The 20,105-nt window shown below is 49.6% G+C and carries 15 protein-coding genes and 1 riboswitch; of the genes, 4 read left to right on the plus strand and 11 right to left on the minus strand.

Features of this window, described 5'->3' with window-relative positions; genetic code table 11:
- Nucleotides 1-126: 126 nt before the first annotated feature.
- The 4 genes from tnpA to AB9P05_RS21380 form a co-directional block, all read right to left on the minus strand.
- Nucleotides 127-573 carry an IS200/IS605 family transposase gene (tnpA, locus tag AB9P05_RS21365; RefSeq protein WP_371906921.1) on the minus strand — a complete coding sequence of 149 codons (447 nt, stop codon included), beginning with the start codon at nt 571-573 and terminating at the stop codon, nt 127-129.
- Nucleotides 574-1,017: 444 nt separating this feature from the next.
- Nucleotides 1,018-2,049 carry a hypothetical protein gene (locus AB9P05_RS21370; RefSeq protein WP_371910870.1) on the minus strand — a complete coding sequence of 344 codons (1,032 nt, stop codon included), beginning with the start codon at nt 2,047-2,049 and terminating at the stop codon, nt 1,018-1,020.
- Between the two features lie 308 nt (nt 2,050-2,357).
- Nucleotides 2,358-3,242, minus strand: coding sequence for a hypothetical protein (locus AB9P05_RS21375; RefSeq protein ID WP_371910871.1), 885 nt, complete (start codon nt 3,240-3,242; stop codon nt 2,358-2,360).
- 748 nt (nt 3,243-3,990) lie between these two features.
- Nucleotides 3,991-8,412, minus strand: a complete 4,422-nt coding sequence (locus tag AB9P05_RS21380; RefSeq protein WP_371910872.1) for a glycosyl hydrolase — start codon at nt 8,410-8,412, stop codon at nt 3,991-3,993.
- Nucleotides 8,413-9,048: 636 nt separating this feature from the next.
- Here AB9P05_RS21380 and AB9P05_RS21385 point away from each other — a divergent pair.
- Nucleotides 9,049-10,050, plus strand: coding sequence for a hypothetical protein (locus AB9P05_RS21385; protein ID WP_371910873.1), 1,002 nt, complete (start codon nt 9,049-9,051; stop codon nt 10,048-10,050).
- On the opposite strand, the gene AB9P05_RS21390 is transcribed toward AB9P05_RS21385, so the two are convergent.
- Complete coding sequence (locus AB9P05_RS21390) at nt 10,034-10,639, minus strand: hypothetical protein (RefSeq protein ID WP_371910874.1); 606 nt, start codon at nt 10,637-10,639, stop codon at nt 10,034-10,036. The genes AB9P05_RS21385 and AB9P05_RS21390 overlap by 17 nt on opposite strands.
- 753 nt (nt 10,640-11,392) lie before the next feature.
- Complete coding sequence (locus AB9P05_RS21395) at nt 11,393-13,045, minus strand: flavin monoamine oxidase family protein (RefSeq protein ID WP_371910875.1); 1,653 nt, start codon at nt 13,043-13,045, stop codon at nt 11,393-11,395.
- Nucleotides 13,046-13,525: 480 nt separating this feature from the next.
- On the opposite strand from AB9P05_RS21395, the gene AB9P05_RS21400 reads away from it, so the two are divergent.
- The 3 genes from AB9P05_RS21400 to AB9P05_RS21410 all read left to right on the plus strand — a co-directional run bounded on the left by AB9P05_RS21400 (nt 13,526) and on the right by AB9P05_RS21410 (nt 15,258).
- The gene (locus AB9P05_RS21400; RefSeq protein ID WP_371910876.1) at nt 13,526-14,083 is read left to right on the plus strand and encodes a Crp/Fnr family transcriptional regulator; all 558 of its coding nucleotides are present in this window, start codon (nt 13,526-13,528) and stop codon (nt 14,081-14,083) included.
- A gap of 165 nt (nt 14,084-14,248) precedes the next feature.
- Nucleotides 14,249-14,557, plus strand: a complete 309-nt coding sequence (locus tag AB9P05_RS21405; protein WP_371910877.1) for a hypothetical protein — start codon at nt 14,249-14,251, stop codon at nt 14,555-14,557.
- 161 nt (nt 14,558-14,718) lie between these two features.
- Nucleotides 14,719-15,258, plus strand: coding sequence for a hypothetical protein (locus AB9P05_RS21410; protein ID WP_371910878.1), 540 nt, complete (start codon nt 14,719-14,721; stop codon nt 15,256-15,258).
- Between the two features lie 380 nt (nt 15,259-15,638).
- On the opposite strand, the gene AB9P05_RS21415 is transcribed toward AB9P05_RS21410, so the two are convergent.
- The 5 genes from AB9P05_RS21415 to AB9P05_RS21435 all read right to left on the minus strand — a co-directional run bounded on the left by AB9P05_RS21415 (nt 15,639) and on the right by AB9P05_RS21435 (nt 19,110).
- Nucleotides 15,639-15,941, minus strand: a complete 303-nt coding sequence (locus tag AB9P05_RS21415) for a Trm112 family protein (RefSeq protein ID WP_371910879.1) — start codon at nt 15,939-15,941, stop codon at nt 15,639-15,641.
- A complete protein-coding gene (locus tag AB9P05_RS21420; RefSeq protein ID WP_371910880.1) occupies nt 15,938-16,579 on the minus strand; it encodes a thiamine phosphate synthase in 642 nt (213 codons plus the stop codon). Before AB9P05_RS21420 ends, AB9P05_RS21415 begins: the two co-directional genes overlap by 4 nt.
- Nucleotides 16,576-17,634: an AIR synthase family protein gene (locus AB9P05_RS21425; RefSeq protein ID WP_371910881.1), complete on the minus strand. Its 1,059-nt coding sequence runs from the start codon at nt 17,632-17,634 to the stop codon at nt 16,576-16,578. Before AB9P05_RS21425 ends, AB9P05_RS21420 begins: the two co-directional genes overlap by 4 nt.
- Nucleotide 17,635: 1 nt before the next feature.
- Complete coding sequence (locus AB9P05_RS21430) at nt 17,636-18,358, minus strand: class I SAM-dependent methyltransferase (RefSeq protein ID WP_371910882.1); 723 nt, start codon at nt 18,356-18,358, stop codon at nt 17,636-17,638.
- A 68-nt stretch (nt 18,359-18,426) separates the two neighbouring features.
- A riboswitch (TPP riboswitch) is annotated at nt 18,427-18,523 on the minus strand.
- Between the two features lie 242 nt (nt 18,524-18,765).
- Complete coding sequence (locus tag AB9P05_RS21435; protein ID WP_371910883.1) at nt 18,766-19,110, minus strand: hypothetical protein; 345 nt, start codon at nt 19,108-19,110, stop codon at nt 18,766-18,768.
- Nucleotides 19,111-20,105 lie beyond the last annotated feature (995 nt).

Consider the following 20,105-nt stretch of genomic DNA (forward strand, 5'->3'; position numbering starts at 1 on the left):
CCGTAAGGGGGAAATTCATTACACAGATAGGCTTAAAAAATCTTAGTGGTGCTAAAAGTTTTTCCAATAAATTACCCCCACCAAAGGAGGGGGTTTTCAATGGTTATTACCCCCAAAGGGGGATAGTCAGTTATCGAATAGCGGGATATCTATATCCCCATCCTCTTTCTTATCTTCCTTCTCCTGATACTTAACATACCGCTTTATCTTTTCTTCATCTATGCCTACCGTACTTACAAAATAGCCTCGTGACCAAAAATGATTGCCCCAATAGGGTTTTCTGCGAAGACTCTTGAAGTTCTTAAACATCATGATCGCTGTCTTACCCTTGAGAATACCCATGAAGTCTGATACACTAAGTTTCGGAGGTATACTACATACCAAATGAACGTGATCTGGCTGAATGTTCAACTCTTCTACCTTGACCTCCTTCCATTCACATATCGTCTTTATCTTATTCTCCAACGTATCTGCAACAATATCACGAAGTATACGGTGGCGGTACTTCGGGGTCCATACTACATGATAGACACAATAGTAAAAGCTATGCGATAGCTTACGATACTTGCTCATTCCACAATATACCCCTACTGGCATAGCCCTCAAACATGACCACCGTCTAAGACGGTGGTTTTAATTCGATTAATAAAAAAGGCGCCATTTGGCGCCCAGGAAAAAGTGTTGCATGATAAAACTCACTGCAGGATCACATAATCAGGATTTACGCTGAACCACTGCCTGGCTGTTTCGAGCGCTTTGCTTAGTAAAGAATAAAAAAAGTAGCCTCAGGCAATGCCGAGGCTACATAGGGTAGACATCCACCGACGATCAGTTGAAGTCTCCCTTCACGTATCATAAATCTAATTACTTGATCTTTAAGCCACTACTTTATGTCATTGCCGCTATTATGACAACAGGCCATAGCAGGGTCATATCAAGGACAAATAGTAGCATGCAGATACTACTATTATCATTTTTTTTATGCAGAGTTCGTGTATTTTTGCCGAAAGTACCGGTTTAAAGCGATTTGGCCCTGGCTTCTGCACGTTCCTCCCCTTCGTCCACAAGACTTAGATAGTATTCTGTATAGCTGTTAATCATTTTTATCTCAGCAGCCAGATTTAATACCGTCCGGGCAGTTACAAAGTCTTCAAGCCAGTATGAGGCCACTCCTATATTAAGCAATAGGTTGAAGGCGACTTTTTTGGTTATTCTGGTATTCTTCCCTACTTCTTCTTCTTTGGCAGCGGCCTTCCATATGTCACGGGCTTCTTTCAACATTGCCAGGGCTATCTGCTGTCCTTCTTCAGACCTGTCTGTATTAAGCTTGGTGAAAGCAGCCACAGCTTTGGCTTGTGCCTCGTCCATGTCATCGTAAGTAAAGCCTTTACTGGGCTTAAAGCTTATGGATACCATAGACACTTTTTTCTCAGGATAGCCAAAGTAGCTCTGCAGATTTTCCTGAGCTTTTTCCAGTAAGGCCCTCATTTTATTTTCATCGATCTGTTTACGCGTCAAGCTGTTCCAGTATTTTTCAGCCTCCTGCCTGGTGGTATACTCCTTTCCGGCACGTTCAAGTTTAAAGTTGTCTGATCCATCTATGTAGTGATCATACAGTACCTCGCCGGAAGCCAAAGTGACTGTCATTTTCAGCGGAAATTTATGCCTGACCATATAATAGTGGTAGGTGGGTGCAGGCATACCTCCGCTAATAGGCTTGCCTTTTCTAGTCACCAGGTTGTGGTCCTCCTGCATGTAGGTGCCTATAGTGTAGGTGATGTAAAGGTCTGCGTCCTCTTTATCGGTCTTCTGAAAGCCTGAGAGCTGCATGTATTGGTCTTTAATAGTGTGCTCCCCTATTTTATGGTATTTATCTTTACTGTAGTTAACTTCTACAGAATACGTTTTTATCTCTTCAGGCAAAGACTTGATGGGGTTTTGAATGTATGTTACACTGGTGGTTTCCCTCTTTGCCTTTTGGGCATAAACCTGACCCGATACTAACACCAATAAACTAGCTACTAAAAGCGAATACCTTTTAAAGTACATGTTCCGATTCATTGTTTTATCTCTCCAAATATTACATAAATATCTGCAAATTTTATTATCGTGAGGTAGTTGATTAGAAGCTTATCAGGCAAAGATTGATAAATTAAACGACCCTAAATGATTCAATTAAACCTCATTTTAATCTCATTTACAATATTCTAATTTACCTGTAGAAACACCGAGAAAAAAACAAACATAGATCACTTTGTTACACACAAGTCCATTATAATCACTGTTCGAAAAATCACTTTTTAGCCAATAAAAAAGGCGCCATTTGGCGCCCGGGAAAAAGTGTTGCATGATAAAACTCACTGCAGGATCACATAATCAGGATTTACACTGAACCACTGCCTGGCTGTTTCGAGCGCTTTAGGGTAGTCATCCGTATCAAGGTCACCAGTGACGTCAGTCTTTATAGGAAAATCCTGTATATGAGGAGCTACCATTTCAAGAATACGATACCCGCAAACGATGTTACCGGACAGGTCTGCTGCGGCCGGGGAGCAAAGCTTTTGCTGGCTGTTAAGTTCTTTTACCAGCAGGTCGAAGGCAGCCTTCTGGCGGGTGTACACAAGATCAGGTGCCAGGTCATAGACCCAGTCGTCACTTACCTGCTGTCTGCCAATGGCATTTACGACCTTGCGGGTGGCATTATCGTCTCCTGCCCTGCTCAAAGCCAGGTAGAGTATCCACCGGTGATCAAGATTTTCCGTACGACTTACGAGTGGTAAGAGGGCAGGCCTGGCTTTTTGGCCTAACACCCCGGCGCCAATCATGGCCATCTCCGGGTAGGCAGAGGCCCATTTTTGTAAGTTATTTGTAAGGAGGTTTTCCGCTTTTTCATTATAAGCCGCAGGGCCTATACGCTCGAGGTAGGCCATTACCGAGGCTCTCACCCCGGGGTCTTCATCATTCATGCCATTTAGCAGGGCTACTACAAATGCATCACCCTTACCTGCGCGGGCACTTTCTCCTATAAAGTAATAGGCCGTACGCCTCACTTCCGGCAAGGTATCGGCGGTGTAAGTCAAGAGGGGCTCCAGGGCACCTTCAGCGGGTGGCGGAGGGGGTAATTGCGCACCGGCTCTTACCATTTTCATATACTGAGGTATACTTAATTGGCTTTCATCCTGAGCAACAGCCCCCAGGCAGGTCATCATTAATACGGCACCTAGCAGAAATCTCCGAAACATGGCTCTTGCAGATTAATCTGATTTACTGAATTAGTCTGCAAGTAAGCTCACATCGCATTCATTTACATGACAAAATGAGCGCATTGCTTACCTTCGGAAAAAAATATGGAATAAAAAAGGGGGTTATGGTGGCTATAGTGAAATGAAAACCCTAGCTACCCTATCATGAACCAAAATCCTGAGCCGGTACGCTCACTGCTGGCTCAGACATCCCCCGGCATTGATGTTAGTGTTCCAAAGTAACATTTCCAGCCCTGCCCGAAGCGGGACCACCCCTATCAAGTCAAAAGCCTAGCTACACCCTTACATGCTACGCCGAAGGGGGACTACAGTCTGCAAAAAAGAAAAGCCGCTACAGGCACTACTGCTAAGTGTCTTACACTGGTGAGCGAACTGAAGGTCTTACAGAGTACCTGGGCTGGAAGGCAGGTGGCAGAGAGCGAAGAAAAGCACGAAAGATACCTGCCAGGGATGTGTGCCCAACTGGCGTATGCCTGGTAGTCAGAGAGAGGCTCAGGATTAAAAAGATAAAATGATAATCAGGATATCTTCAGAATGAAAACGCTGGCTATCCTATCATGAACCAAAATCCTGAGCCGGCAGTACCAGGCACAAGCGAAATCCCTGCACCAGAGAAGCGTTGCACGCCGCGCGTTGCACGCCGCGCGTTGCATGCCGCGCGTTGCACGTTGCACGCTGCGCGCTGCGCGCTGCACGCTGCGCGCTGCACATCGGGGTCTGGCAAAATTCACTCTCTAAACACTCTGATACCTCTGAGGACCTGGCCATCCGCTGTAGTAAGATTCACGAAGTAGATACCCGCCGTAAGGGGGGTCAGGTCCAGTTGGTAGCCTTTAACGGTGCGTGTCAGGGGTACGCTCTGTGTGGCCCCGATAGCATTTACCAGTGAGTGGAAGGTGAGGGAACTGCCGGGCGGAATGTCTATGGTAACGTATGAGGGTGAGGGGTTGGGGTACACGCGCAGGCCTTCCAGTACCTCATCGTCTATACCGGATATAACCTCGGCTGCGGTGGTGACGGTCAGCACCTCATCATCGGCTGTGTTGCCGTCCGGGTCACTGGCGGATACGGTGAAGGTATAGCTGGTCCCGGGCATGAGGTCTTCTACCTCTACCGTTTGCTCGGTGCCGGAATCGCCGGTTATGTTCATTGTACCGCTATCGTATGAGATCACATAATTGATGGTGCCGGCCTCATCGGTGGCATTGAGCTTGAGGGCTATGCTGGTGTCGGTGATGTCGCCTGCGGTAACGGACACATTAGCGGGTGGCGTCGTATCCTCTGGTCCGCAGGTGGTACCTACCTCATAGCGAATGTATTTGGTGACGGCCAGGCCGCCCGCAAAGGCAAACTTGGCGGCGTAGCTGATGGTGGCGCCATGCTGGAGGCCGTTTACGGTAGCGGTGAAGGTATTATTCCCTACGGGCTGCATGGGGGTTTCGGCGAAGGGCGACTCGCGGAAGAGGTAGGCGACTACGCCGGACTTATCCGTATCCAGTAACCGGAAGGTGATGGTGACTGATGTGCCTATAGTACGGAAGGTGGCCGTATACCCGGTACTGAAGGTTCCTTCTGTCGCTTCGGAAAGTGTCTGTTCACACTCTTTTACCTCTACGACTGTCACCATAACGGCTTCGGATGTGCTGGTTGCATTTTTATCATCGGTGGCTAAAGCGGTAAGGGAATGCGGTCCTGCGGAGGCATTTGTATAGGTATAGCTAAAGGGGGCGGTGTCGTCCTGGCCAATCTTAGTATCTCCGTCATAGAACGCTACAAGGGCGATGCTGCCGTCTATGTCTGTAGCGTTGGCGGTGATGGTAATATCCGTGCCCTGCTCAAAGGTTGCCTCGTCTGCGGGGGAGGTGATGGATACGGCAGGAGCGGAATTACCCGTTTCGCTTACGATGACCAGTACTTGGTCAGTATCTGAATAGGTGCCGTCAAGAACGGTGAGCTCAAAGGTGTAGATACCCTCTTGCAGGCCTGAAAGGTCCGGAGAGATGCTTTCGGTGTTGGTGATCACGGCTATGGAGGGGCCGTTGAGCTGTCGCCAGGCATAGGTAAGGTCGCTGACTCCTCCGCGGCTGCCGGAGCCGTCCAGCACGGCGGTCGTAGCCGGTATGGTAACGACTACATTGTCACCGGCATTGGCTATAGGGGGTGTATAGGGCAGGTCTGACTGATAGGCAAAGGTCATTTTGCCCACATTAAACTCTCCCTGGTAGCACACAAGGCGGAGTACGTGCTGCCCTTCGTGCAGGGGTATATCGTCTACCGTTTTCGTTTGCCAGTTACCCCAGTCACCGGTGTAGGTCAGGAATATATCGTGGGTGATGCGCTCACCATCCATTTCGAGGTAGAAAGGGCCGCCCCCCGAGGGGTTGCCGGAGGCAAAGCGGAAGGAGAGGCTGTAGTAGGCGGAGGCATCTACGTCTACGGTGTACTCCAGCCATTCACCGGCACTTATCCAGCCTACGGTGGCGCCTTCGTTGGTTACGCTGGCGGCGTCTACATCCTGACCTGTCCTGAAGTCGCCATTGTTACCGGGCGAGGCGTCATAGTAGCTGATGTTCTGTCCCGATCCACCGGCAAATTCATCGTAGTGGCCTGCTTGTATGGTACCGGGGAGGGTGGCTGCCGTACCCTGGTAGGGTGCCTGGCTGCCGGAGATCACTTCTACAATATTGGTGGTATTAAAGGCATCTCCCTGGTATATTTTAGCATAGAAGCCGTGCTTGCCGGCGGCAAGGTTGCTTACGGTAGTGGTGTAGGGGGCGGTGTCGTCTTCTCCTATCAGCTTACCGTTTTTGAAAAACTCAACCTTAGTGGCCGTGCCGGAGGTAATGGTGACGGTAAGCGCTACACTGCCACCGGGGTAGGCCGTTTGGAAGCTCGTGGTCAGCGTACCTTTTATGTCTGCGTCCCGGCTCGTGGCCATGCTGTTAGCGGGCACCTGCAGGGTATAGCCGTCGGAGAAGCTCACTGTGATTGGGGCGTCGGAGTAGTTATGGGCGGTGTAGGTAAGCTGTCCGTCTTTATCAAATACCACAGCGAGCGGGTGGTTGGAGGTAATACGGGTCACTACCTGACCCATTGCGTTCATGGCATGCAGCCAGTAGTAGGTCTGGGCATCGGAGGTGCCGAACTTGAGGGTACGTCCGGGGTACTGGTCGTACAAATCTATGGCTTTCTGAGGGTCGGTAAAGGCCAGGAACTTCCACATGGTATCGTGCCAGAGGTTTACATTGTCATCCTGGTTTAGTATACCGGTGTTCTGTTCTATCTCTGCCCAAAGCTTTTTTGCATAGGCTATATTATGCCCCAGGTACATGGAGCCGCCGTGTATGGGGTAGAGTTCTATGCCGTAGCTGGCCTCGATGTCGTTTGTCCAGAAGGTGCCGTTGTCGTAGGAGTTACCCCACACGCGCGAAACGAGGGCATATTGCTGACCGGGCTGAAAGTTACGGTTGTTTACATCAAACCAGTATTCCTCTATGGCCGTCTGCTCTGTGGTATACAGGTAAATGCCGAGGTCGCGAATCTGGTCATTGCCGGTTACAGCCCCCCAGTGTATGAGGGATGAGCAAAACTGCATACTCTCGGAGGTAGACTCCTGGTCGTTACCCTGTGGAAATGAGGCAAAGCCGTTTGCCCAGCTATGACCGGCATAGGGGCTGAAGTTTCTGAGGAAGGGAAACAGGGCATCGTCGCGGTCACCGGCTGCGTCTCTCACCAGCAGGTTTACCATTTCGCCCCACCCGGCGGCCCAGCCGGGGCGGTACTGCTCTAAGAAAGCTGCGGCATGGATAAAATACCCCCAGTGAAAGTGGTGGTCGTTCAGGTTGGTGTCTTGCCCGTGGCCGGAGGGGTAGCCGAGCAGGGCTGTCCAGTCGGTATTATAGTAAAACAGGAAGGCTACTTCCCCGGCTTCGGCGGTGAGCCAGTCTTCCAGCCGCTCCTGTATGGTAGCGATCATTTTATCCCGTGCTTCGGTATCACCCATCTTATCGGCAATGCGGGCTGTCTGGATGAGGCGGTTCATCATCTGCCCCTCGTTATAGCTGTCTGTCCAGGTAGCGAGGCTTTCGTTTTCCATCAGGCTGACTTTTTCGCTCAGGGCAGAGAGGTCGAAGCCCTCGCTGTAGTTTGCCAGATAAGGAAGGGTGGGCAGTATGCCATAAAAGCGGTGTTCTACCGAAAAGCTGTTGCCCTGCAGCATTTTCAATTCGCCTCTTACCGAGGTGTAGCTGTGTTCCTGTGGTTGTGGCGAGTCGGCGGCGAGGTGCGCCCACTGGTGGGGCAGCAGCCCAATCAGCATGTTTGTGTTGGCGCCTTCTTTTATGTCTGTGGTGACGGTAAACTCTGTGCGGACGGTAGCGTTTGCTTCATGGTAGGTGTAGGTCGCTTTGGTATCCGCGGGAAATACATAGGCGTACCGGGCATAGGCGTCGGCCACCTCAGCAGGGTTTGTGTTGTCCTGGGGTAGCATGGCCAGGGACCAGTAGTTTTGTCCGTTCAGGTCAGAGGTATAGGTATTTCCCTGCTGTGTCCATGTACTGCCTGCAGGAGCGTAAATGGCAAAGTCTGCCCCGTTGCGCGCGTCTGTTACCAGGAGCATCCTGCCGGTTACTGTGACGGTACCCAGGTTCACGGTGACACTGGCTACTTCGGCGGCTTGTTTTTCAAAGTACACGAAGGGCATCCCTATGCCGGAGGTAGCATGAAAGCGGCTGTCCCAGTCCATGGTGACCGTCCAGTCTGTGTGGTCAGAGATGGTGGCGCGGCTGGCATTCAATCCGCTCACTCCTACTACTATGGGCTCCTGGTCGTCTATTACGCCCCAGGGTATGAAGGTGGTTACCAGCCCGGCGGGGGTGGTCTTCATGGTGATGGGGTAGTTGAACAGATTGCTGGCGTGGTCTTCCTGCAGCAGCTTAGACCACCAGTCATTGGTCGGGACTGGCTGGGCCGCGGCATTACCCGAGGCCTGGGGGGTACCCGGAGGGAAGCCGTTGCGTCCGGCCTCATCTGTACCGGGAAAGGTCTTGGTATAGCTGCCACTGCCCACAGAAACGATCTGTGCATGACTAAGACGGCCAATAAAGAGAATGGAAAGGAAAATGATGAAAGTAGTGACTTGCTTGAGCATGGGTATCATTTACGATGAGGGGAAGCAACAAGATAGTACTAATTATCCAGCAAAATGAATATTTCTAATAGTGGGTGGATAGTTTTTTTTGAGTGGGGCGTGCCACATCTGCTGATTGCAGCCGGGCGGGTCCGCTAGCCTGCGGAAGTCGCCTGCCCAGGCGCAAGGCCACCGGAATGCCGGACCACCGGACTCAGGTGGGGAACTTTGGTGGTTTAGTTTGACGAAGGTGGTCTACAAACGGGGACGATCGGGGACTTATGGCGGTGACTGCGCAAGCGGAGACTTTTATGCGGGCATGATGGGTATTTTCTTTTTTAACAAGGAAAGTACATGAGGTGATCATACAGGATGGTTTGGGTGGGCGTTGAGGTAGTGTGTTTGCTGTTTCCAGGAATAGTTACAAATATGCTTGCTTATGGGTTAGGAGCTGATGGATATAGGAACCCCACGGGATACCCACAGGATAGGCATGGGGTAAGAAAGGGGCTGATATTAAGAATATTCTATTTACCGGTTTTGTGAGGGGATTGACAGGCTTTTGATAAAAGCGGATATCCTTACCTGAACAGCGGGGATAATGTATGCGGGGTTACTTTTGACAGAAATAAACAGGAAACTTAAGGCTCGAATATAATGGCTGTCATAGAGAATAACCCGTGGATAGAAGGCGCCAGAGGGATGGTACGCGGTGCGATTGTGTACCGGCAGCGGGCAGGAAGGACGATTGTGTCGGCCCGCCCGGCAAAATCATCGAAACCCCGGAGTGAGAAGCAAAAGGCGCATCACAAGAGGTTCGGTGAGGCGACGGCGTATAGCAAGCGGGTGAAGGAGAATGATGCGCTGTTTGCGATGTATAGGGCGGCGGCAGAAGGTTTTATTTCCTGGCAGAATCTGGCGGTGAGGGACTATATGTATGCACCAGAGGTAGAAAAGGTGGTGGCCGAGGGATTTACGGGGAAAACGGGTGAGGTGCTTGAGGTGTATGCGTCTGATGACTTTGGCATTTGTTGTCTACGGGTGACGGTGATGGATGGAAGGGGCACGGTAGTGGAAAGCGGTGAGTGCCATGTGTTGATAGCTAATAAGGTGTATGCTTATGCACTGGGTACTGATTTGGATATGACGAATGGGGTATGGGTGCGGGCGGAAGCGGCAGACGCGGCGGGAAATGTGACGGTCTATGAGGAGTTGATATACGCAGGGGACAATGAGGGTGAATCGGTATCGACGGCTTCTATGTATAAAGCCGGAGGGGGGCGGGAGCGGCGTGCCTACGTGCTACCAAGTCTCGGTGCCGATGGGGCTTGTGATAGGGTTACCAAGACAGTACGCCAAAGGCAAGGAAGACGATGCCAAGAAGAGACTACAAAGACGACGTTCCGGGGGAGTGATAGGGGCTGTGTGGGACCTGGAGACTATGTGAGGCCAGGTAGGGCTCCTGAATTGTGGCCAGACGGGACAAGACGCGATGAATCGCGTCTCTACAAAATAGCCGCCCTGTGGAATGCCGCCCAGCGGATAGCCGCCCTGCGGATAGCCGCCCTGCGGAATGCCGCCCAGCCGTATAGGAGTCCAACTGGTTCAAAACTACGGCATGCCTATTTTACCAAAAACAGGTTTATACCCAATCTTTAAATTCATGAAGCTTTGATGAAAATTCCTCTTTTGAAAATGACCTTTCATAATCCAGGATTTCATCCGGAAAGACATCAATTGCTCTCTCAGGAAGGAAATAATCATCACATCTGGGGTCGAGAATTATTCCATTTGTTAGCTCAGCTAAGAAAGTAGCGAAAAACAATGAGACTCTTAATTCAGGGCCTGTTTGCCAACTAATTGTAATTTGTTCGTTGCAATTTTTTAGATGTGCATCAATTTGTTCATTAACCACATATTCAATAGGTTGCTGAGGCTTATTTTTTGATCTGAATAAATTACTAAAGAATGATTTCTTTTGATCCTTAATCGAAACTTCAGGGTATTCATAACTGTCGAAATAAATTTCAAAACCAGTCAATAATGGTTTATTAAAATCGGCATAATGCCCTGATTGGTGATTCAATATCTCTAATCTAAAAGGACAAAATCCTGTATCAGACTCCTCATCAAATTTAAAATCAGGGTGAAATTTCAGGTTCATGCCAAAATCTGAAAATCTTTTTTCGATTTTCTCTATTAATGACTCGTTTGTATCTCTAGTATATATGATTAAGTCTAAAGCCATATTTTTTTATCCAGTTGTGCACATCGACCCGCTATGGTGAGTGGGGTTTAGAAAAACTAACCTTTACTCTTTAAAATAGCTACGTATTGATTTAAAATTATACCCTGTGGCGGACTTTCCGGATACGGGTCAGTAGTTTTGCTTGAGTTAGACTACGGTAAGCCATGTGTGTAGAAAATATGAGTGCCGAATGAAGCAAAGTCTTTGGCCCTTACTAAATAGAGGCATTTACTACCTGCCTATTAGGTATATTGAGGCAGATTAAGTAATAATGCCATTCTGATGGATTTGAATAAGCAGAAGTTTCAGGCTCATCTATCATTCCAAAGGGAGTATCAAACTCATCTTCACTTTTAACATAACTTAGCATCTTTTCTACATCATCGGATCGCACAATCACTCCACCTATTTCTAAATGTGACTCGCCGAAGATTTAGAATTATGCAAATCGGAAAAGCTAAACAAGGCATTTGTAATCAGCTACCCACGCTAGTGAGGGCACAGGTCCCCGGACGGTACAGCAGTATTTTTAAGCCACCCCATTTATTCCAAGCGGACGCTTGAAATAGTGGGGAGGCAGGATTTTAATTGATGATTGGCACCGTGCAACGGGCGCCGTGCAACGGGCGCCGTGCAGCGGGCGACCTTATTGGGGTAGCCAAGCCGGTTCTCAGCGGTAGCTTGCTTTACGGGCCCGGGTGGCTGAAACAGCCCCTATCCTATCTGTACAGGACGGAAATATGCGTGCCTGTATCACTCGGCAGCTACCCGCTCCGGCCTCTGTATCTTCGGCTGGCATGGGTGTATGCCGGAGTAGTCGTAGGTATGAGTGGTGGCGTCTTTACCTTCAGGCACGATCGGTGATAGTGGCTGCCCTAAAAGCTGACCGCAGGCAAGCAGTGCGGAATCCAATGCGCCTACTATCCAGGTGTGATGAACACTAAGGTGTTCACCGGCAAAGAATACCCTGCCCTCGGGCTGCCGGGCTATATTAAAGAGGTTTCTGAACTGACCGGGGTAGAACATGGCATCGCCGGTAGCCCACTTTTGCGACCATGATACGTCAAATGACTCTATGAACTGATCAAATAATTTCACCTCAGGGTACATCGCCTGCAGGTCACGTAATGCAATACGCTGCCGCTCTTCTTCCGAATAAGCCAACCATACGTAAGCGTCTGTCATCCATGAGTAAAGTAGCAGCACCCCCTCATCATCGTCCCCGAAACCATACGAGGGGTACACAAACCAGCGGCTGGGCAAATCAGATATGGATTGTCCGCCGAAAGAGGGGTTTTTAACCTTTTCCCAAAAACGTGTCTTAAACCGCATGCCTATTTTATAAAGAGGCTCGAAGTGCAGCGAGCGAATGGCCTGGGTTTTAGAAGAGCTCCACTGGGGCACCACCAACATCTTTAATACGGCCGGGGGTACTGCGGCTATGACATAGTCAAAGGTCTTGTATTTATAGTCCGATCCATAAAATACTCTGACCCGGCCATCATCAGTATATTGGATCGTATTCACCGGAGCATCCAGGGTAATATTATCATAGCCCACCACCTCGGCACAGGCATTGGGCAGGCGGTCCATGCCATTGGCTATGCTATACCAGTTTGCCTGTGAGAAATCTATGTTCTCGATGATTAGTTCGGTAAAGCTGTTCTGAAACTGGTTCGTCTGACTGGTCATCGTCTCCACGTAGTTGATCTTATCGTTATACCAGCCTGCTTCCATCTGCAGGTAAGAGTAAAAGGAATAATCGTCGTACTGGATGATGGCCTGAAAGCCCTTCTCAAAATCCTTTTCCAGCATATCCACAAAGGGCTGGATCACCTCGTTTAGCAGTTCGGTCGCTGTTTTGCCCTGGTCTTCCGGCTTAAGGATAAAACCCAGTTCAGCGGGGTTAGTATTGGCATATTTTACAGACATAATGCCGCCATCGCTGTTCCGGGTGCTGTTCACATTTACCCTGTTACCGTCATCATCATACAGCACATAGCGTATCCTGTCTATTTTCATATCAGGACTGACCCGTTCATTCAGGTAATCGATCAGGTTAAAGACCGGCTCTTGCTCAGGAATATCCGGCAGCCTCATGGCCCCGGCCTCAAAGTATTGATTTGGCTTCTCGTTAAAGCGGTAGGTGTACACCCTCCCGCCCAGGCGTGAGCTGGCTTCCAGTACATGAAAGTTTACCCCACGGCTTTTGAGAATAAGGGCCGAATACAGGCCCGCCATCCCACCGCCAATAATACCGACGGTAGCGCCCTGAGGGATGCCATTAAATGATTCGGGGGCGGTTTTGCCTACATCGGTCTGGCTTTTTAACCATAATTCATAGGCAGCACGGAGGGAGGGTTTGCCGGAGGGGACCGCATGAAATATCTTGTTGTTATTTATCATGATAGGAATAGGTTAATGGTTGGAGTAATAATTATATAAGCAGCTTATTTATAACCACTTACAACTTTATTGCATTAACCCGGAAAGGATAACAGGCGGAAGCTGGATATTTTACACGAGGAGCGAAGAATGCTATGCGTTTGCTTTCTCACTTGATACTATTGCGGAAAGGTTAGCGACAACCTTTACCAAATTTCCCAAACTCCTGTGTATCTTCTCCCATACACTCAATGGGCTTAAATATCAGGCATGGTCTTTCCTGAGTTCATTTTCTTGAAGTGATGCCGCATAATTTTTCGTCAGCCGCCGGGGCGCCGGTGGCAGAGATACAGGTTAGTAGTTTTGCTTGAGTTAGGCCCTGGTAAGGCATGTATGTAGAAAATATGAGTGCCGAATGAAGCAAAGTTTTTGGGCTTTATTAAATAGAGGCATTTACCATCTGCCTATTGGGTATATTAAGGCAGATTAAGTAAAAATACCATGGTTGACACGTATTTTACCGGTGCCGGATTTTCACCCCCAGATGCAGCGAGGATAGCCGGATTCTTTAAAAGAAGGACGTTAGAGAAAGGCAACTTTTTTGTGCAGGAAGGCCGGGTATCGCTTGAGCTGGGATTTGTGGAGAAGGGCCAGTTACAGTACTATTCCCTGGCTGCAAACGGGGAGGAGAAGACAACCTATATCGCGCTTACTCATTCCTTTGTGGCGTCCCTTCTGAGTTATCTGAATGAGGTGCCGGCCAGGGAAAACATCCGGGCTCTGTCGGATACGGTGCTGTGGGTCATCGAAAAATCAGATGTAGAGCACCTGAAAGAAAAGATCCAGGCTTTTAAAGGGTTCTATATATCGCTATTGGAATGGCAGATTTGCTGTATTGATAAGGGTAAGTTCGACCTGATCACCCTGACGGCCGAACAGCGATACGAAAAGCTGGTGGCGGAAGAACCGGAAATCCTCCGGGCCGTGCCGCTGCAATACATTGCTTCTATGCTGGGCATGACCCCCCGGCACCTGACCCGCCTGAGAGCCAAAAAATAAGCCCCGTTTTTCAGGACATATGTCCGGTAGATTCGGTGCGGCAGAAATGATATTTGCTTTATCATAAACAATACGTCAATGAAAAAGCAGATTATCTGTGGTTTACTGTTATTGGTAGGCCACTTAGCATTGGGTCAGGATAGATTTCCTAAAAATCAGCTAAGCATGAATGCATTTCGTAACCCTTCGATCGGACTGGAATATCACCGTGGCCAGGTATCGGTGCATGGAGGTTATTATGTGACCAACTTTACCAGCGGCAAAACTACTGAATTTTTAAAGACCGGTGTGAGCTATTGGTTTTTGCCCTTCGGAAAGCAGGAGATACCCTCCTCACTCTATGCCGGCACTTCCTACCTGCGCGGTCTCACGAGGGACTATAAGGATGAGAATGCGGTGGCGCTGGAGGTCGGTGCGAGGTTTATGGTCTGGAAGGGGCTGAATTTCAGGCTGGGAGTCATAGCACTGGCATAAGAGGGACATAGCCTTAAGATCAATCCGACACCAAGTATCAACTATTCCATTGCATTTTAGGCAGCAGGACAGCTTCTGCTGCCTTGTCAAATCCCCCGAAACCCTGGCATTGGCAAAGCCTATATTACTGATTCTGCTATATCCTTACTATACTTGATCAAATGAATATCAGTAGCCACCCAAAATCAATCGGCATCATATTTACCTGCCTGGTCTTTCTCATGCTTATGTCCTGTCACCATAAACAGGAGGTCAGCACCGGCCTTTTTGAGATCAACCGGGAGGTAACCTGTGAAGACCTGGTAGAACAGGGCTTTGCCTGGATGCCGGGTGAGGATGTGATCCTATTCGGGCGACGAACCGGGGATACCTTAGACTACTACCATATGGATGAAAGAAAGGACGGGTCATATCTTTTCGGATCTGTCCTGCAGGAGGATGAATTCAGAGAACCAGCCCCTGATGCATGCGATAACCTCCACCCCTACTGGCGATACATTGTGGTGGAAATAGATATGCAGGAGACCGGGTCAATAACAGACCGCATCGATCAAACCAAATACACTATCCTGAAACAGACCCAGCCTAACTACACTCTGTTTTGGGCAAAAGTGGTTAATAAAGAGACCCTGGATACCTTCACCTTCTCGGTCTATGAGCGGGATAGGAAATACTTCGTTTCAAGTTCTATCCGTTTGTAAGCAGGCCTTATTACGGGTTGGATTGAGTGTAGAGGAGAACTACCTGCCTGTGCTAACAGGGCCGGGATTTAATCATTACCAGACGAGCCTCTATGCCCCACTACATTAGCCTGCAAGCTTATTGAGGGCAGGTTAAGCCCTTCCAGGCGGGAGATTGGCCATGCAACTAAGAGTATACACAACCAAATAGTAGTCTGTTAAGAATTCCCGCTTTACCCGAAATATTAATCTTTCCCGATATCCTGCAAGGACCACCCCGAAATAAAACACGCCTTCGCGTTTTTATTTCCCCCCTCCTATTAGCGCAGGAGGGGAATTTTACTGCTTAGCTCAATGGCTGTGCTCCTTAAGCGGGAACGTGCATAGCTCCCAATAAGAACTTAGTCGGTGCCAATCTCCAACCTACCCTCACCACCGTCATCCACCAGGCGGAAGTTCTCGATCTTTTTTCCTGTGAGGTGCTTTTGCCAGCGGTCGAGCATGGGCTTTTCCAGGTTGAACTCGCGGTACTCGTCCGGGTTCATGATAGGGATGCCCTTCACTATCGGGTAAATCCGCTTGCATTGGGTACACCAGAAGAAGCCCTCCAGTATCTTACCCTCCCTATCCTTTACCACTTCAGTCAGTTCCAGGTCTGCCTTATCGAATGGACAGCACAGTTTTTTTATCGTTTCAGGTCTCATCGTATTCGTTTGATATGTTGTTGATAGGCTCTGACCGCCTCACCAGGCCGGTCGCTGCTCATGATGCCGGAGACGACTGCCACACCTGCATAGTCCAGTTCATTCAGTTTATGCATATTTTCGGGGTGAATGCCTCCGGCGAGGAATATGGGGCCGCTGAAGATCTCCTTCGCCTTACGCACCACCTCAAACGGGACCAGGTCGCAGCTAGTCGCCGTCGTACTGGGAAACATGGAGCAGAAGGAGATATAATCCATGCCCCCCGCCTCTGCCCGGCGTATAAGCTCCAGGTCATTGTTAACGGTTATCCCCAGCATCACCCTTCGGCCAGCAGACTGCCTGACCCTTTCCAGGTCTTCCGGCATCTCATCAAAGTGCACGCCATCCAGCTCGCTAGTCTGCCCCAGCTCCCAACGGTTATTGATCAGCACCGGTGTCTCGTGGGCGTGGCAAAGGGCGCACAGCCGGTCTATCAGGCCCGGGATGTCCTGCCCTTCACGGAAGTTATCCCATACCTGCACTGCCGCCACCTTCTCTTTTAGTATCAGCCGCAGCTTATCCATCAGAAGGGCTTCTTCCATCGAGGGGTCTATCACGAGGTACACGCCCTTATCTAGTGTCGTCCTTCGGTCCCTCATTTCCAGCCTGCCTTCAGCGCGTTGAAAAATGCCGCCCAGTACGGGTCTTCTTCATAGTAAAGCATGTCCGTTTCCCGGCCATCCTCTATCAGCTTTATGCCCTGCTCCTTTTCGGTTATAGTGCCTGCTTCGGTACACAGGATACCCTTTGCCGCCAGTCGCTCAATCACGGCAGGCGCAGTCCCCTGCCTGCAGGTAATGATCATAGCACCGGCACCGATGCAGTACCGCGGGTCCAGGTCAAAGACCCGGCATATCTGCTGCTGCACCTCTCCTACCGGCAACTTTTCATTGTGCACGGCTACGCCATTGCCCGAGGCAGTCGCCAGCTCGTAAATAGCGCCCAGCACGCCGCCTTCCGTTACATCGTGCATCGCTGTAATGTCGTCATGCTCATGGTTCTCGCCTACCGCCGCCAGCGCATCGGGCAGCGAAGACGTCCGGTAAAAGGCCCGGCAGCCTTCCTCATACACCTCTGCTCCTGCTTTATCCTTCACGGTCTCAGGAAAGCTCATGGCCAGGATGGCCGAAGAAGACAAGGCACACTGCTTGGTCACCAGCAGGCTATTGCCGGGCTGCGCATGTTTAGACACCCGCATCCTGTCCTTTTCCCCTATCGCTATGAAGGTGCCGCCCCCGGCTATGGTGCTGTTCTGCCCCTCTATAAAGCCGGTATGGCCGCCCGTAATCGCCATGCCTATGTCCTTGCACATCCGATGGATATGCTCCCAGTAGGTATGAAAATCACTTTTACTAAAAGTGGCAGGCAGGTTCAGCACAAACTGGCCGAACTGCGGCGCATAGCCGGTAGTGGCCATGTCATTCGCCATCAGGTGCACGGACAGCCAGGCCGACTCCTCCAGCCCCAGCGAAGGTATCAGCGACAGCGGATCACTGGTAAGCGCCATCGCCCGGCCGCCGCCCAGGTCTACCAGCGACACATCTACCCCGAACTGCGGGCCTGCCATCACCTCACCGCGTGGCGCACCGCACTTGTCCTGTATAAACTGCTGGAATAAATGGTGCTCGATCTTGCCCAGTTTGCTATCGCTCATATCAGTATACGTCTTTCAGTTTCACATACAGGCCAAAAAAGTCACCCACGGGCACGTTCCATTGCTGCACGGGAAACCACTTTGGCAGGCCCGTTGCCGTCCACTCAATGCTATAGTCCCGGCCCTTCAGCGCCTCCTTTATAATGTCCTTCAGCATAGCGGGTGTGTAGAATGTCGCGGTTACGTAAAAGGGGTTTTTGCCAAAAAGCTGCTGCACTCTCCTGCGCACCACCTTGGGCGAGTTACGGTTCATCATGCCCATAGCAATGCCGTATTTGCCCACCCTGGCCGCTTCCCGTATGACCTGCACGGGGTCTTTGTAGTACTCAAAGGTCGTGATGAACGCCAGCGCGTCGAAGGTGTGGTCCTTAAACGGCATATGATGCGAGTCGGCCATCACGAGGTCACCCTCAAACAGGTGCAGCGCCTGCGAGAGCATCAGCGGAGAGATGTCCCCGCCCGTGGCCTCTATGCCTATCTCCTTCCACCAGCGGGTAAAGCGGGTGGTACCGCAGCCAAACTCCAGCAGCGTTTTGATGCGCCCGTCGCCTGACACCAGTTGCTCCATTACCTTCTTCTGCCATACCTCCGCCCGCTTGTAGCGGCCTTCGTACCACAGCTCATAGGTATCTGTATGCTCACGATTAAAGAACCATTCCGGCCTCCCCTGCCAGTTGGGCTGGCTTTGCGGGATCAGGCCCGAGTTTATTTTGTCTACTTCCATATATCACCTCAAATAAAAAAAGCGCCCCCCCGACCGAATACCTGCCAGAATAGAGCTTCTATGGAAATAGAACCTTGAAATTGCATTCCTACGTTGGCATTATCCAAATCAGGTTGCGGGTATCATCTCAGCCCACCTCACCGGCGAGCACCCCGTGCTTATGTACCCCAAACATAGTCAAATCATTTATGATTCCGCATTCCCAAGGGTAAAATCATATTTATCAGGGGGTTGGGGGAGTGGGTTGGGGGTTGGGGTATCCGAATGTTGTCATAATTTGTTTTTGGGCGTGCCCCGACCGTCACGTATAGGCGACCGGCCGGGTCGGGCTATCGGAAGTCGCCTGCAGGCGCTCAAGGCCAATACGGGCTCCAACAATGGCTCTATCCCTCACGCGGGGAGAAAAATTAATTTGGAGAAATTTTGGATGGTTGTTTATTTGATTTTTTATACTCCTGCCCTAAAGCATAATCAATTAGTACTCCATCCTTATACTTCAAAGTAAAATACATTCCGAAGATACTCTCTTTACTATTATACGTATCATCATCTACTGGCACTAATATTACATTCATGCTATTAGATCGACCCTTACATACCGCCCTTAATTCGTCTGCATCAGCTTTTTCTATAGTTATTCGTTCATACTTATTCCGATGGTTAATCGGTTCCCATTCTCCAACAAAGTCTCCTGAGCTTTCAGAGCAAGATAGACATGCAATAAAGAGGAAAAGCAGTATATTGATTTTCATATTAAGTGTTATTTATATTGTAAATGTATATTATAAAAAAACCGTACTATTAATTCATTATTTAATATCCTTATAAAATATAAGACATTTTAACCTACGGGTAAGAATTATTTTTCTACTTTCATTTCGATAGGATTTTTTAGCATAATTTGCTCCCATTAACGCAGGCGCCGCGCTTGTATCAGCGCGATACGTTGCACGCCCCACAATGCTGGACTTATATCTATTCCTTCCCACTTGGGGAAGGTGGCTGCGGTATAAAAGTGACAGTATATATTTCAGTTATTTTGAAGATATACTGTAGACAATACGACCAACCTACCTTCGCAGACGGAAGGGGGACTTACTTGGCTCTTATTCTAGCGATGCCAGGCTAAGCTCCAATAAAGGGGAATGGTGGATTTACTTTGCTGAGTGCCAGACGCAGGAGGACCCCTTCCGTCCGCTTGTCATCCTTTGCTTGAACCGGAAAATTTATCTTTCAAATTAGCTTATTATAGAGCCGCTACATTGAATAAGCGGCCACCGGAATGCCGGCCCAGCTTCCCCAAAGGGAAGGAATTGATGAACACTTAGCTTCATTGCATAATATGATCTAAGAGCATAAGCCTCATTGACGGTGCGCTTGTGTCAGTGCGGTGCACGAGGATCGGTCTAAACGTATTACTTCCCCCGAGGGGAAGGAATTGATTATAATCCGGCTTTTTGGCTCAAAGATGAGCATTGAGAAGAAGCGACATTGGCAGAGGCGTCTCGCTTGTGCCACGCGCGGCATGCAATGCACAGCCCAGCGTGCAACATCGCAGAATGTAACCAGTACCTCCTGTATGGTAGGTTCAACCTTTTCTGCTGGGTTACATCCCCCGGACTCTGCGTTTGCTTTCCATAAGCGTCATTCTACGCCTGCCCCCTTCACATGTAAATCAGCTCTTTTCAATGGTATGGTGGGTCGGAAGGGGGACTTTTTCGGTGCTTATTATAGCTGTGCTAAACTC

This window comes from Roseivirga sp. BDSF3-8, assembly GCF_041449215.1.
Taxonomy (GTDB): domain Bacteria; phylum Bacteroidota; class Bacteroidia; order Cytophagales; family Cyclobacteriaceae; genus JBGNFV01.

Excerpts from the sequence above, each read along its gene's own strand:
- AB9P05_RS21375 (WP_371910871.1), bottom strand. The coding sequence starts at position 3,242 with ATGTTTCGGAGATTTCTGCTAGGTGCCGTATTAATGATGACCTGCCTG.
- AB9P05_RS21420 (WP_371910880.1), bottom strand. The coding sequence starts at position 16,579 with ATGAGGGACCGAAGGACGACACTAGATAAGGGCGTGTACCTCGTGATA.
- AB9P05_RS21435 (WP_371910883.1), bottom strand. The coding sequence starts at position 19,110 with ATGAAAATCAATATACTGCTTTTCCTCTTTATTGCATGTCTATCTTGC.
- AB9P05_RS21400 (WP_371910876.1), top strand. The coding sequence starts at position 13,526 with ATGGTTGACACGTATTTTACCGGTGCCGGATTTTCACCCCCAGATGCA.
- AB9P05_RS21380 (WP_371910872.1), bottom strand. The coding sequence starts at position 8,412 with ATGCTCAAGCAAGTCACTACTTTCATCATTTTCCTTTCCATTCTCTTT.
- AB9P05_RS21425 (WP_371910881.1), bottom strand. The coding sequence starts at position 17,634 with ATGAGCGATAGCAAACTGGGCAAGATCGAGCACCATTTATTCCAGCAG.
- AB9P05_RS21410 (WP_371910878.1), top strand. The coding sequence starts at position 14,719 with ATGAATATCAGTAGCCACCCAAAATCAATCGGCATCATATTTACCTGC.
- AB9P05_RS21385 (WP_371910873.1), top strand. The coding sequence starts at position 9,049 with ATGGCTGTCATAGAGAATAACCCGTGGATAGAAGGCGCCAGAGGGATG.
- AB9P05_RS21395 (WP_371910875.1), bottom strand. The coding sequence starts at position 13,045 with ATGATAAATAACAACAAGATATTTCATGCGGTCCCCTCCGGCAAACCC.
- AB9P05_RS21405 (WP_371910877.1), top strand. The coding sequence starts at position 14,249 with ATGAATGCATTTCGTAACCCTTCGATCGGACTGGAATATCACCGTGGC.
- AB9P05_RS21370 (WP_371910870.1), bottom strand. The coding sequence starts at position 2,049 with ATGTACTTTAAAAGGTATTCGCTTTTAGTAGCTAGTTTATTGGTGTTA.
- AB9P05_RS21415 (WP_371910879.1), bottom strand. The coding sequence starts at position 15,941 with ATGAGACCTGAAACGATAAAAAAACTGTGCTGTCCATTCGATAAGGCA.
- AB9P05_RS21430 (WP_371910882.1), bottom strand. The coding sequence starts at position 18,358 with ATGGAAGTAGACAAAATAAACTCGGGCCTGATCCCGCAAAGCCAGCCC.
- tnpA (WP_371906921.1), bottom strand. The coding sequence starts at position 573 with ATGAGCAAGTATCGTAAGCTATCGCATAGCTTTTACTATTGTGTCTAT.
- AB9P05_RS21390 (WP_371910874.1), bottom strand. The coding sequence starts at position 10,639 with ATGGCTTTAGACTTAATCATATATACTAGAGATACAAACGAGTCATTA.